The sequence below is a fragment of the Deltaproteobacteria bacterium genome (genome assembly GCA_016208165.1).
Classification (GTDB): domain Bacteria; phylum Desulfobacterota; class Desulfarculia; order JACQYL01; family JACQYL01; genus JACQYL01.
Map to the genome: position 1 here is coordinate 87,680 of JACQYL010000053.1, position 13,818 is coordinate 101,497.

Sequence of the window (13,818 nt, forward strand, 5' to 3'; positions counted from 1 at the left end):
TTGCCTAAACTCTGACGAAAAACGCGGTTTTAGTCAAGAAAAAAACCATAATTGATGTTATCATGGCAAAAATACCAAAATAGGCTCCGGGCGTCCTCCGCTCCTGCCGAACATTCCGGCGCGGACTCCGGTTTATACGCGATTCATAGCAGGTAAGGGAACCGGCTGCGGCGACAATCCTATTTACGGCAATATTACCGATAAGGACTCTTGACACTCCCCGCATAAGCCGATTATGATCCAGGGTATTATGGAGAAGATCGAAAAGAAACGACTCGCCATCCTGCGAGTGCTCAAAAATGCGGATGACCCCCTCACCGGCGCCAAGGTGGCCGAAAAGCTAGCCGCCAACGGCATCGAGATCAGCGAACGCACGGTGCGGTTGTATCTTAAAGATTTAGAAGAAGAGGGGCTCACCAGGAACTTCGGAAAGCGAGGCCGACGTGTTACGGAAAGCGGATTGAGGGAGCTCGCCGCTGCCGGCGGCATCGAAAAGGTGGGGTTTCTGTCCGCCAAAATCGATCAGATGACCTACAGGATGGACTTCGACCTGAACCGCAAGTCCGGAACCGTCGTAGTAAACATCACTCTTGTGGATCTTCATGACCTGATCTCCGTGCTCCCTCTGATCTGCCGCGTATTCGAGGAACGCTACACGATGGGCCGTCTCGTGGCCCTTTTTCAACCGGGGGAACGCGTTGACGATATTTTGGTGCCCGAGGGAAAGCTGGGCCTGGCCACCGTGTGTTCCATCACTCTCAACGGAGTTCTCCTTCAATCCGGCATCCCTACCAACTCTCGCTTCGGCGGATTGCTCGAGATCCGAAGGAAGGACCCCACGCGTTTCGTCGAGATCATCACCTATGACGGCACCAGCCTGGACCCCCTCGAAGTGTTTATTCGCAGCGGAATGACCGATTACCTCGGAGCCATAACAACCGGAAACGGCCGCATAGGCGCGAGCTTCAGGGAATTTCCTTCGGCCAGCCAGCGCAGAGTCGAGGAAATCGCACGAGAACTCGAGGAAGTCGGGCTGGGAGGATTGCTACGCATAGGGAACCCCGGCCAGTCGTTGTTCGACATACCCGTCAGCGAAGGGCGTATAGGTGCGGTAGTGATCGGAGGTCTCAACCCGGTAGCCGTACTCGAGGAAACCGGACGACGGGTCTATTCCCGGGCCCTGGCGGGTCTTATAGAATTCGACCGTTTGTTCCCCTACACGGAACTGAACAGGGAAGTCGGCAAGTTGAGTCGCTGATCGATCACAAGACGTTGCCGAATGATTTCTCCTCCGCTCTGGCCGACACTCTGCTTTTCCACAATATCGCCTTCCAAACCATCGCCCGACCCCCTAGTTGCGAAATGAGACTCGATTATTACTTCGATGTGATTGACGTCGAGCAAAATGGGATGATCGTGACCGAAAAGCAAGGAAGGCTCGGTAGGAACAGAGGAAATGACCTTTCGGTTACCCTATTCCGTAAAGATATCGGCGGCGCGGCGGTGATCCGGAAAGGTCCATCACGGATCCGGGAGAATCCTATTTATGCGCGAATTCATCCAGGCTCGGAACGATCCTCCAGTTTCCATCCTCGTAGACCCACTTCTCGTCCAGGGTTGCGCGCAACAATTTGCCGTCGCCTTCCCAATAGTACTCGAGTTTCACGGTGCTAGTCGCCGAGTCTTTCTCCTGATCGATGGTCGACCTCACGATTTCATAATCCACAATTTTCAACCGGTCCTTTTCAAAATCTGCGGTCGCTTTCCGAAACTGATCTTTGTACGAGCCCGCAACGAAATCCCCCGCTTTTTCATATTCTTGCCATTTCATGGCCTTGTTATAAGCCTTCACCGAAGCCTGAAGTACATCATCCCGATGCGCGGCGCACCCTACAGCCACCACCGCCGCCAGCACCGTCCACAACAACCCCGCCACGAGCCCTGACAGTACACACTTGTCTTTCATTTCATTCACCGTCCCGCCCCTGTTATTCTTCGTGGATCAGAAACTCTGTCCCTTCCGGGTCTTGAGGAACAGCATAAACGCTCCGGACTTCACAAGCAACATCGATCTGTGTCGGAGCCGGTATACGGTGAGTCAGAGCCGGGCGGCTCAAGCCCGGAGGATATCCTCACCAGAGGCGTCCCCGAATTCCGATTTCGACGGGCGATTGCCGGATGCCGAATCGGCCCCCCGATATCATGCTGTCCGAGCCCGAACGAGGTAGACAGACGGCGCGCATTTTCGTATCCTAAAAAACCGGTATGGAGACTATTCCGAGTTTGGTGGAAAAGGTATGAGTGTAGCGAATAGAGCCCGAAACACCGGTCCTGCCGGCCGGCTCGGGCTAGGTATATGGACGGTTCTGATGGCGGCGCTGGTTTCCGTCCTCTGTGAAATCTCCCTTCCCGCGGCTTTCGCCGAGTCGGCCGACGATGCCATTACGTTGGGCGTATTGTACCCCATTACGGGACCTGACGCGGAACGGGGGACGGAAGCCTGGAAAGGCGCTCAGCTTGCGGCCATGGATGTAAATCTGTCCGGCGGCATACTCGGCGCACCCGTTCGTCTCGCATTGGGAGACACACAGAGCGATCCTCAGATCGCCCTGCAAGAAGCCAGGCGCCTTCAAAGCTTCGAGAATATCGAGTGCCTGATCGGAGTATTGGACGGAGAATGCGCCGCGAGCGTTTCCCGTTTCGCGGAACTGCAGGGACTGGTATTTCTCGGATCCGGCCACGAGGAGGGCCGACTCCTCCTCGAGGAGTTTCGCCCCGTCTATTTTCACCTTACGCCTTCGACTCATCAGACGGCCACTCTGGCCGGACTTTATGCGGCTACTCTTCCCTGGGAGCAGTACGCCGTCTGCGGTCCGGATACGGAGTCGAGTCGAACGGCTGCGACCGCTTTCATCGAAGCGCTGGCCTCCGAAAAGAAAGGCGCTGTGTTGCGAGCCCAGTGGTGGACCCGGCCCAACGATCCGGACTTCACCGAGATCATTGAAACACTGCGAAAAGATCATTTCCCCATTGCTCTCTGCCTGTACCGAGACCGGAACCTTGCAGAGTTTTTTCGCCAGAGCCGGCTGCTGGGCCTGTTCCCAAACACCCGGCTCATCTGTCCCTTCGGCGGCGGGGACTACCTTTTTCTAAAAGAGATGGGAGACCGCATTCCGGATGGTTTTCTGATGGGGGCTCACCATCATCTGAACTGGCCCGACACCCAGGCAAATGTTCGCTACGTGTATCGGTTCAAGGGTCGCTTCGGCCACTTTCCTTCTGAATCCGCCATAGACGGATATGTGGCCGTGCGATTTGCCGCCCAGGGATTCAACGAAGCCGGTTCTCTCCAGAATCTGGACAAACTGATCAAGACCATGGAATCGTTGAAACTTTCCCTTCCCTGGGACACGCCGGGATTTCAGTCACACATGCACTCCGAGAGCCACCAACTGGTCCTTCCGCTGGCCATGGGAAAGACAACTAGCGGATCCGAATTCCCCCCGGCCGTCAAAATGATTAAAGAGTGGTTTTCCGTTTCGCCGTCCCGGCTTATGATAGCTCCGTGGGATATCTTCGAAGGACGATATCCGAAAAAAGAGTGAAGAAACGCCGGCGAATACCTGGAAGGTGGTCGTTTCGGCCATGCGACTCCGAACTAGAAAACAGTAGGCTCCGGCATACTCGCCGGACACGGGAATTGGGAGTAACAATGAGAAACGTCGTAGCCGTAATCATGGCTGGGGGAAAGGGAGAGCGCCTGTACCCTTTGACCCTGGACCGATCGAAACCGGCCGTGCCCTTCGGCGGTATCTATCGGATCATCGATGTCACCTTGAGCAACTGCATCAATTCGGAAGTGTATCGCATCCTGGTTCTCCCTCAATACAAGAGCCAGTCCCTGACAGATCACATAGAGGCCGGTTGGAACATCTTCAGCGCTCCTCTGGGACACTATCTGCGCATCGTGCACCCTCAGAAGCGGGTGGGAGAAGACTGGTACCTGGGCACTGCCGACTCCGTCCGGCAGAATCTCTACTTACTTAAAAGGGCCCAGGCGTCCAACATCCTGATCCTTTCGGGCGACCACGTGTATAAAATGGACTACTCCCTGTTCAAAGCGTTTCATGAGGAAAAGGGGGCCGACCTCACCATCGCGACGTTTGAAATCGAGCCCCGGCAGGCCAAGGCCTTCGGCATAATCGAGGTAAACGAGTCCGGCCGCATCGTCGGTTTTGAAGAAAAGCCCGAGCAGCCCCGCGTGAACCCCCAGAATCCGGACGTAGTGTACGCTTCCATGGGAGTATATATCTTCAAAGCCGACGTGCTGATTCGTATTCTGGAAGAAAGCACGGAGAAGGATTTCGGTAAGGACATTCTTCCCCGCATGATCCATTCCCACAGTGTGTTCGCGTACCCTTACAAGACAAACAACCGCATTCGGGACTACATCTATACCACCGAGGAAAGCGGCACACGCACTCGCGTGTTGACGGAAAAGACCCGGGATTCCACATACTGGCGGGATGTGGGCGACTTGGACGCCTATTGGAATGCAAACATGGATTTGACCGGCATAGAGCCTTTTTTCAACCTGTACGGTACTCAGTGGCCGATTCTCACCTACCAGGGTACTTCACCGCCGGCTAAAATGGTATATGCGAGCGAAACCTCCGAGAACTATCGTGTAGGCAAGGCGTTGGACAGTCTCGTGTCGCCCGGCTGTATCATCAGCGGCGGACTGATTCGAAGTTCGGTGCTTTCCCGGGACGTGTACGTTCACAGTTGGAGCCAGGTGGAAGAATCGGTTATCATGAGCCGTGTCGAAGTGGGACGACACGTGAAAATCAAGAAAGCGATTGTTGACAAGGAGAATCGAATCCCTCCCGGAACAGTGATCGGATACGATCCCGCGGAAGACCGAAAGCGATTCACCGTAACTCCGAGAGGTATTGTGGTCGTGCGCAAGGGCTACTATTCCTAACAAGAAAGGACGCTGCGGGGATGGATTGGATTCGTCGAACCGGAAGTCCGACGACACGCCGTTTGCCATCCGCGGCCATTGGAACCGTACCATGACTCGAACTGCAACAATTCCCCGGGTGATTGCCGTCTGTGTCAGCAAACACAAGGGAACCATCAAGACCCCGGTAGAGGCTGCGGAGCTTACCGTGGAACATGGAATCAGCGGAGACGCCCATGCCGGCCCATGGCACAGGCAGCTGAGCCTCCTGGCCATGGAAAGTATTCAAAAAATGAAAGATCTGGGGCTGGAGGTCGAACCCGGCAGTTTTGCTGAAAACGTGACCACCGAGGGTCTGGACCTCGTTTCACTGCCCATTGGAACCCGCCTTCGAATAGGGAATGGCGCCGTTGTGGAAATCACTCAGATCGGTAAGGAATGTCATACAAGGTGCGCCATCTACTACCGGGCGGGAGATTGCGTCATGCCCAAGGAAGGCGTATTCGCCCGAATCATCGAGGGCGGACGTATTCAGCCCGGAGATCGGATTCTGGTGTTGAACGACGGGGAACACTGAAGGCGCCTGGTGTTGTGGAGGAGTTGGAATGCAAGTCTTTACGCAGGGCGATTTTGGATGCCATAACGGAAGTGGTGGACTCCGGCCGCTACATATTGGGGCCCGAAGTCGAAGCATTCGAACGGTGCGTGGCGGAATACGTCGGATCGGGCTTCGCAGTGGGCGTATCTTCGGGTACGGACGCTCTGCTGGTCTCGTTCATGGCATTGGACCTGCAGCCCGGAGACCGGGTCATTACTACTCCGTTTTCCTTTTTCGCAACGGCCGGGGCCATTGCCCGATTGGGGGCGGTTCCCGTGTTCGCGGACATCGATCCCCTCTCCTTCAACATGTCCCCTGCGGCCCTCGAAGAATTCGCAGGCGATCCGAAAGTCAAGGCCGTGGTCCCTGTTCACCTGTACGGCCAATGCGCCGACATGGACGCCATACTCGAACTGGCGAATCAGCAACGATGGGCGGTGGTTGAAGACGCCGCCCAGGCATTGGGCGCGGAGTACCCGTCCGTGAACGGAATCAGGAAAGCCGGAAGCATGGGAACCTTCGGCGCGTTCAGTTTTTTCCCCAGCAAGAATCTGGGAGGAATGGGCGATGCGGGTATGGTGGTCACCGATGACGAGCGTTTGAACAGAAGGCTTCGTCTGCTTCGAAATCACGGCGCCGAACCCAAGTACTACCACGAATTCATAGGCGGAAATTTTCGATTGGATCCCATCCAGGCGGCCGTGCTTTCCGTAAAGCTCCCACATCTGGACCGATGGCACCGGGCGCGCCGGACCAACGCGGAACGCTACCATACGCTTTTCTCGGATTCGAAGTTGCCCGCGGAAGGCCGGCTCGTCCCCCCTCCCCCTGTATCGGTCCGGGCGGGGGAGGAAGGCTTGCTGGATCACATCTACAATCAATATGTCGTTCGGGCGCCCGGAGACTTCCGCGATCCGTTGCGAAGCTTCCTTTCGGAGGCCGGTATCGGAACGGAAGTCTACTACCCGGTACCCTTTCACCTTCAGAAATGCTTCAGGCATCTCGGATACGAAGCAGGTCGGTTTCCGGAAACCGAGAAGGCGGCCCGCGAAGTCCTGGCGCTGCCCATCTATCCCGAACTGACTATGGAAATGCAAGAATACGTGGTAGATTGCATTGTCTCGTTTTTCGGGAAAACCTGACGGATGGGGCGAGGCGCAGGATAGGTTCGGATCGAGTCCCCAAAAAGTCCCGCCCGATTCGGAAACGGGGACTTCTTGGGGTCCCTCTTAATGGGCTTTGCGCTTCGAGGCTTTGAGCGGATTGACTTTCGCGACCGGTTTGACTTCGGCTTTGGCCAGGTGTGTGGCCATGTTGCATTTGCCGAATCGCCATTTCGCCTGAGGATCGGGAAAAATGGAACAGAATTTTCGTTCGCTCACTTCCAGAATACGAGCACAGCTTTCGCACGCTTCCACGATGGTGTGGCACGCGCCCCCATTAAAAGTGCACCCTTTCTTGCTCATAAACGAGCAATTGGTTCCGGCTTTTACTGTTTGGCAGTCCATTGGAATCACCCCCAATTCTTTTTCTATTAGGTATTTTAAAAGTCAGTGCTAAAATCCGAAGGAATTTAGTCACGAGGTTCTTCTTTGTCAAGCAAAATCCCATCGGGTTTTTCCACTGAAATGCGGGGCAACCCGTGCTTGCGCATCGCAGGCATGTGCGTCTGCCACCGGTTGCGAGGCGCTGATCATGTTCATTTAAGTTCTTCCCGCCGGCTCCATCAAAGGGCGGGTATGCGCGTTCCTCCTTGACACGACAAAACCGAAATCTCTAAAATGCATATGTTTGTTATACAATCCAATGTCCTGTTATGCGCTGCGACGTCGGCCGGACTCGGGCTCTTCGAGGGCGCACTCCATTTTGTGCCGTCATTAGCGTCGGTCCGCGGGCGTTGAAACATTTCCCGGTTTCGATAAGGAGGTTCCCGATGGCAAGTTATGCGTGGACAGCTCGCGGCCGAGACGGAAAGATACAAAAGGGTCGGCTGGACGCGCTGAATGAGGCGGAAGCCCGAAACCAACTCCGAAGAATGAATCTAGCCCCCCTTTCTCTCAAGGCCAAGAAGAAACGCGCCGCCCGAAAAAGCATGTTCGAGCCGAAGGTCAAAGAGAAAGACGTCGTCATTCTGACGCGCCAATTCTCCACCATGATCGATGCGGGACTTCCCGTGGTCCAATGTCTGGAAATTCTGGGCGAGCAGCAGGAAAAGAAGAATCTGCGCGAAAACCTTCTTACGGTGAAGGAGACGGTCGAGGGCGGGAAAACCCTGTCGGAGTCGATGGCTCAGTTTCCCAAATTGTTCAGCGAACTGTACATCAGCCTCGTGGAAGCCGGAGAAACCGGCGGCGTCCTGGACGTGGTGTTCAACCGTCTGGCCACGTACATCGAAAAGGTGGCCAAACTCAAAGCCAAAGTAAAGAGCGCGATGGTCTATCCCACCATTGTAACGGCCGTGGCCGTACTGGTGATATCGGTGATTCTGATCTTTGTTATTCCGGTCTTTTCAGACCTGTTTGCTGAAATGGGCCACGCGTTGCCGCTCCCCACCCAGATCGTGGTGGCCATCAGCTATTTCCTTCGCGACAACGTCCCCTNNNCTATTTCCCTCGCGACAACGTCCCCTACGTGTTTGTGGGAGCGGTGGCGCTGTTCTTCGCCATTCGACACGCTCGAAAGACGGAAAAAGGCAGGCTGCTGTCGGATCGGCTGTCGCTGAAACTCCCGGTGTTCGGCATTCTGTTCAGAAAGGTCGCCATTGCCAAGTTTTCGCGCACCCTGAGCACCATGGTGGCCAGCGGTGTTCCCATACTCGAAAGTATGCAGATCGTGGCCCGAACAGCCGGCAATAAGGTCGTGGAAAACGCGATCCTCAAAGCCCGTGAATCCATCAGTCAGGGAAAGACGATTGTGGAGCCACTCAAGGAAAGCGGCGTCTTTCCGGGTATGGTTACCCAGATGATCTACGTGGGTGAGGCCACCGGGGAGCTGGACAAGATGCTCGAAAAGATCGCGGACTTCTATGACGAGGAAGTGGACCGCGCCGTGGACGCTCTTACCTCGATGCTCGAGCCCGTTATGATGGTCATTCTGGGGAGCATCATCGGGGCCATCGTCATTTCCATGTACCTGCCGATTTTCCAGATGGCGGGCGTGATGATGGGTAGCTGATTTCTTTCTGTAACCTTTTGCCGGACAGGATTCATGTCCTCGCCGCCGGAAACCGGACTCCGGCGGCAGGCGTCCTGCGATCGATCCGATGGCCCTTACCTCCTTCCATACATCCGATTTGAAATCCAAGCTTCAATGGATGATGCTGTCCAGGCTGGTCCTGCTCGGTTTTCTGCTGGGCGGCAGCATCGTGCTGCGCTATCAAACCCATCCCGCTTCGCAAGCCTTCGATTACCTCTATTCCATGATCGGACTCCTGTTCGCCTCCTCGGTCGTTTACTTGATCCTGCTGAGGTCTCTGACCCGGTTCGAGGGGCTTGCCTGGACCCAGGTGCACTTGGATGTCCTGTTCGTGACCGCCATTATTTTTTTTACCGGCGGGGCCGGCAGCATTTTTCAGTTCCTGTATCTGCTCATCATCGTCGGGGCGGCCGTTCTGTTGGGCGGAAGATGCGCTTTTTTTTGCGCCAGTCTGAGCAGCATCCTGTACGGACTTCTGGTGAACCTGCAGTTCTACGGGGTGGTTACGCCGATTTATCTGGAACCGCAGCCCCAACCCATTGCCAACGCTCTGGAGTTGCTGATCCACCTGGCCACACACATTTCGGCTTTTTTCGCCGTGGCTTTCCTCACCTCGTACCTGACCGCCCAACTATCGAGAACCCAAAAGGCGTTGCAGGAACGCACCGAAGACGTGGACAAGCTGTCGGCCCTAAACGAGTGGATCCTGGGCAGCATTGACAGCGGTCTGCTGACGGTGGGGAAAAATGGACGGGTATTGTCATGGAACTCGGCCGCGGAACGTATTTCAGGATATCCGTTCGAGGCGGTGGTCGGCGAGTCCTTCGAGCGCCTGTTCCCTCAATTCGCCGCGGTTTCCGTCGAGGAAACGAAGGATTCCATCGGGAATCTTCCATCACGGCACGAGACTTCCGTAATAAAGAAGAACGGCGAGCCCGTGCAACTGGGCTTCTCCGTATCCCCGCTGGAAAGCCCCGACGGAACGCGATACGGAACCACCGTCATTTTTCAGGACATCACTCAAATAAAAGAATACCAGTCCAAGGTAAAGCGCCTCGAACGCCTTGCCATGATGGGAAGACTGGCCGCGGGCATGGCTCACGAAATCCGGAATCCATTAGGCTCCATGAGCGGGGCGTTGCAGATACTCCGTCAGGAGAAGACCGAGCCGACGTTGTCCCGGCGCCTCATGTCCATCATCGACCGGGAAATGTCCCGGCTGAACAAGCTCCTGGACGAATTCCTCTGGCTCTCGAAACCGCAGAAGATCCCCGATGTGCTGAAGCCCATCGATCCACTCCCGGTTGTCGACGAAACCATCACCCTGTTGAAGTCGAGGCTCGACCAGGAAACCGGCATTCGGTTTGTAAAAGACGTTCAGCCCGATATCCGCCTGAGCATGTTCGAGGACCACTTTCGGCAGTTGGTGTGGAATTTGATGCTGAACGCGGTGGAAGCCTCCCGCAACGGCGGTGACGTTCGGGTGGCCATCGGCGCGAATTCCAACGTCCCGGGCGGGAGTCACGTCCAGCCGTCGGTTCGAATCGAAGTGGAAGACCATGGAGAAGGCATGAGCCGGGAGGTGGTGCAGCAGATTTTCGATCCCTTCTTCACGACCCGGCCCAAAGGGACCGGACTGGGCCTGGCCGTGGTGCAATCCACGGTCGAGCATTACGGCGGGAATATCGAAGTCCAGGCCCGGGAAGGGGAAGGCACCCTCTTTCGCATCACCCTCCCGAACCGCGCCAAACCCGACGAAACAAACACTTGATTCCCGGCTTTGAATTTTCTATAAGGAACGCACGCGCCCATAGCTCAGTGGATAGAGCGCCGGACTACGAATCCGTAGGCCGCAGGTTCAAATCCTGCTGGGCGCACCATCGATTGCTTTTCAGGGGTTAGGCAAGTCTGTCTAACCTTTATTTTTTGTGCCTCGACCTTGTCCCACACCCCGTCTACGTTTTTTATGCCTCGGGGCGGGGCCTTCTTTTCCATTTCTTGCCAAAACAGCCAAAATTCACTATACCGGTTTTATCCTCCTGCTCCTGAAACGATTTCACTGAATTCCAAACCATGCGCATGGTTGCGAATGCGATTTGAACCCGGTTGCTCATTTTCCCAAGACCACTCAAAGGACCGCTCATGAATGCTGAAACTCACTCCCAACTGGCCGGCTTTATCTGGAGAATCTGTAACCTGCTTCGCGGACCCTACAAGCGCAACGAATATCGCAAAGTCATCCTGCCTCTTACGGTTCTCCGTCGTTTTGACTGTCTGCTGAATCCTACCAAAGAGGCTGTGCTGGAAAGGCATAGTGAGATTAAAACCAAGCCCGATACCGTGATCCGACGCCTGCTGGAGGACGTGACCGGCTACAAATTTTACAACCTATCCAAGATGCAGTTCGACAAAAACGCCCCCCATTCCCTGCTGAACGATCCCGACAACCTGGCGCCCAACCTCAACAGCTATATCAACGTATTTTCTCCCAACGTGCGCACCATTATGGAGCGTTTCGGCTTTGACCAGCAGATTGCGAGGATGGCGGAGAAAAACATTCTGTTTGAGGTGATCAAGGCCTTTTCCGCCATCGATCTTTCGCCCCAACGGGTGGACAATCTGCAGATGGGTTATGTGTTCGAAGAACTCATCCGTATCGGGGCGGAGCAATCCAATGAAGAGGCGGGGGAGCATTTCACTCCGCGCGAGGTGATCCGGCTGATGGTCAATCTACTGCTGGCCCCTGAAAAGGATTTGGCGCGCAGTCACGTGGTGAAAACCATCTACGATCCGGCCTGCGGAACGGGCGGCATGCTCTCCGTGTCCGAACAGTACATCCGCCAGCTCAACAGCGAGGCCCAACCCAAGCTGTTCGGTCAGGACTGGAACGACGAGGCCTGGGCCGTGTGCAAGTCCGACATGCTGATCAAGGGCGAGGAAGCCGACAACATCGTGCTGGGCGACTCCTTCACCCGAGACGGCTTTAAGCAAGACGGCCAGGGAAATAAGTGGACCTTTGACTATATGCTGGCCAACCCGCCTTTTGGCGTGGAGTGGAAGCAGCAGGAACGCGATATCAAGCAGGAAGCCGATACCCTGGGCTTTGCCGGACGCTTCGGTGCGGGAACCCCGCGCATCAACGACGGAGCGTTGCTCTTTCTGCAGCACATGATCAGCAAGATGCGCATACCGGACAGGGGAGGCAGCCGCATCGGCATCGTGTTCAACGGATCGCCGCTCTTTACCGGGGATGCGGGCAGCGGTGAAAGCAATATTCGTCAATGGATCATAGAAAACGACTGGCTGGAGGCCATTGTCGCGTTGCCGGAGCAGCTTTTCTACAACACCGGCATTTCCACCTACCTCTGGATCATCACCAACCGTAAGGAAGACGCTCGCAAGGGCAAAGTGCAGCTCATCGACGCGCGCTACTTCTGGGTGCAAATGGAAAAAAGCCTGGGCAACAAGCGACGCCGGATTGGCGATCCTTCCGATAAACCCAAAGATCCGGACCACATCGCGGAGATCACACGGATTTACAGCGATTTCAAAGACGGCGAGACACATACCTTTGCAAGGAATGGCGACGAACAGACATTGATCGTCAGCAAGATTTTTGACAACGAGGACTTCGGGTTTCACAAAATCACCGTCGAGCGACCCTTGCGGTTGAATTTTCAGGCCACGCCGGAGCGCATTTCGCGGCTGGACGAGCAAGCCGGCCTTAAGAACCTGGCCTCCAGCAAGAAAAAGAACGAGACGGTCCGCCAAAAGGAGATCGAAGCGGGCAAGGCCCGCCAGCAAACCATCCGGGATCTGCTCGACGCTTTTGCCGGGAAGCATGGCGGCACGGTGTTCCAAGATCGAAAAGAGTTCCTGCTCGCCCTGCGCGAAATCGAACGAGCCCGGGCCGTCAAACTCTCCGCCCCCGAACTGAAAGCCGTGCTTGCCGCCATCGGGGAACGGGACGAATCCGCTGAAATCTGCCGGGACAAGAACGGTAAACCGGAGCCGGACCCGGACCTGCGCGACACCGAGAACGTGCCGCTCAAGCAAGGCATCGAGGAATACTTTCAGCGCGAGGTGCTGCCCCACGTGCCCGACGCCTGGATCGATCCCGGCAAGACCAAAGTAGGTTATGAGATTCCTCTGAACCGCCATTTCTACCGCTACGAACCGCCGCGCGAGCTGGCCGAGATCGAGGCCGAGATCAAGGGGCTGGAAGGAGAAATCCTCGATCTCCTCCGGGAGGTAACGACGTGAGTATCGACCCGCCGGATAGCGAGCTTCTCGGCATTTTGATCGAGCTGCGAAAACTGCCCCGCGAAACCGAATGGGTGGAGTTCAAGCACAACAATGCCGAGCCGGATGAAATCGGGGAATACGGGAGCGGTTCGGGATCGACGAGAAGAACAGCTCCATGGTCTCCCAGATCATCAAGGATGCCATCGAGGCCGGACTGATTCGTTGCCACGACGAAACGGTCGGTAGCCGGGCCAGAAAATATCTGCCGAGGTGGGCATGATGAAGAGCCGACTTTTGTTTGACCGTTGCTTGACCGGAGGACCGGTTTGCGGATCGCCTTTTCGTGATCTCTTTGTATTACCGGGACTTGCAGGCCGCACTTTGCTTGACCGTTGTTTGACTGGAGTCGTCTTCCAGGGCAAGTTTCGGGCGATGGCAACCGCTGAGGAATGCTCGGTAGTTGCGTGTCTTGCTCTGGGAGGTGCAGCATGAGGTATCCGGCCTATCCCAAGTACAAAGAGAGCGGCGTGCAGTGGTTGGGTCAATTGCCGGAGCATTGGCCGATAACAAAAATGAAGTACTTGTTTACTTGTTTAGGGGGTGGAACACCATCAAAGGATAACCCCGAATATTGGAATGGAACAATACCATGGGTATCTCCCAAGGACATGACGGTTAAAACTGTGTACGACACTCAAGACCACATTACTCCAATGGGCCTGATAGACAGGACTTTCAGAGTTAGTGAAGAAAACAGTTCTCAATTAGCTGGAATTACGTAATAAATCAGCTTTGTAGTTGTAGAACCGAACCGTCT

General features: G+C 55.5%; 11 protein-coding genes, 1 tRNA gene and 1 pseudogene. 11 read left to right on the forward strand and 2 right to left on the reverse strand.

Annotated elements, in window-relative coordinates:
• Positions 1-247: 247 nt before the first annotated feature.
• On the forward strand, positions 248-1,258 hold the full coding sequence (locus tag HY788_11790) for a DUF128 domain-containing protein (GenBank protein MBI4774841.1): 1,011 nt from the start codon (positions 248-250) through the stop codon (positions 1,256-1,258).
• 282 nt (positions 1,259-1,540) lie between these two features.
• On the opposite strand, the gene HY788_11795 is transcribed toward HY788_11790, so the two are convergent.
• On the reverse strand, positions 1,541-1,966 hold the full coding sequence (locus tag HY788_11795; protein MBI4774842.1) for a hypothetical protein: 426 nt from the start codon (positions 1,964-1,966) through the stop codon (positions 1,541-1,543).
• Between the two features lie 331 nt (positions 1,967-2,297).
• On the opposite strand from HY788_11795, the gene HY788_11800 reads away from it, so the two are divergent.
• From HY788_11800 to HY788_11815, 4 genes are all read left to right on the forward strand, one after another.
• Positions 2,298-3,605, forward strand: a complete 1,308-nt coding sequence (locus tag HY788_11800) for an ABC transporter substrate-binding protein (GenBank protein MBI4774843.1) — start codon at positions 2,298-2,300, stop codon at positions 3,603-3,605.
• Between the two features lie 107 nt (positions 3,606-3,712).
• Positions 3,713-4,984 (forward strand): glucose-1-phosphate adenylyltransferase, encoded by a 1,272-nt coding sequence (gene glgC, locus HY788_11805; protein ID MBI4774844.1) that lies wholly within the window; start codon positions 3,713-3,715, stop codon positions 4,982-4,984.
• 91 nt (positions 4,985-5,075) lie between these two features.
• Entirely contained in the window at positions 5,076-5,540 is a 465-nt protein-coding gene (locus tag HY788_11810; protein ID MBI4774845.1) for an MOSC domain-containing protein, read from the forward strand.
• Positions 5,537-6,703, forward strand: coding sequence for a DegT/DnrJ/EryC1/StrS family aminotransferase (locus tag HY788_11815; protein MBI4774846.1), 1,167 nt, complete (start codon positions 5,537-5,539; stop codon positions 6,701-6,703). The genes HY788_11810 and HY788_11815 overlap by 4 nt, the downstream gene beginning before the upstream one ends.
• Before the next feature lie 87 nt (positions 6,704-6,790).
• On the opposite strand, the gene HY788_11820 is transcribed toward HY788_11815, so the two are convergent.
• Entirely contained in the window at positions 6,791-7,069 is a 279-nt protein-coding gene (locus HY788_11820) for a hypothetical protein (protein ID MBI4774847.1), read from the reverse strand.
• Positions 7,070-7,494: 425 nt separating this feature from the next.
• Here HY788_11820 and HY788_11825 point away from each other — a divergent pair.
• From HY788_11825 to HY788_11850, 6 genes and pseudogenes are all read left to right on the forward strand, one after another.
• Positions 7,495-8,735, forward strand: a pseudogene (locus HY788_11825) (type II secretion system F family protein).
• A gap of 88 nt (positions 8,736-8,823) precedes the next feature.
• Positions 8,824-10,527: a PAS domain S-box protein gene (locus tag HY788_11830; GenBank protein MBI4774848.1), complete on the forward strand. Its 1,704-nt coding sequence runs from the start codon at positions 8,824-8,826 to the stop codon at positions 10,525-10,527.
• A 33-nt stretch (positions 10,528-10,560) separates the two neighbouring features.
• Positions 10,561-10,636: transfer RNA gene (locus tag HY788_11835), tRNA-Arg, on the forward strand.
• A gap of 262 nt (positions 10,637-10,898) precedes the next feature.
• Complete coding sequence (locus HY788_11840) at positions 10,899-13,019, forward strand: SAM-dependent DNA methyltransferase (GenBank protein MBI4774849.1); 2,121 nt, start codon at positions 10,899-10,901, stop codon at positions 13,017-13,019.
• Positions 13,016-13,219: a hypothetical protein gene (locus HY788_11845; GenBank protein ID MBI4774850.1), complete on the forward strand. Its 204-nt coding sequence runs from the start codon at positions 13,016-13,018 to the stop codon at positions 13,217-13,219. The genes HY788_11840 and HY788_11845 overlap by 4 nt, the downstream gene beginning before the upstream one ends.
• A gap of 270 nt (positions 13,220-13,489) precedes the next feature.
• Positions 13,490-13,783 (forward strand): hypothetical protein, encoded by a 294-nt coding sequence (locus tag HY788_11850; GenBank protein MBI4774851.1) that lies wholly within the window; start codon positions 13,490-13,492, stop codon positions 13,781-13,783.
• Positions 13,784-13,818: the final 35 nt, after the last annotated feature.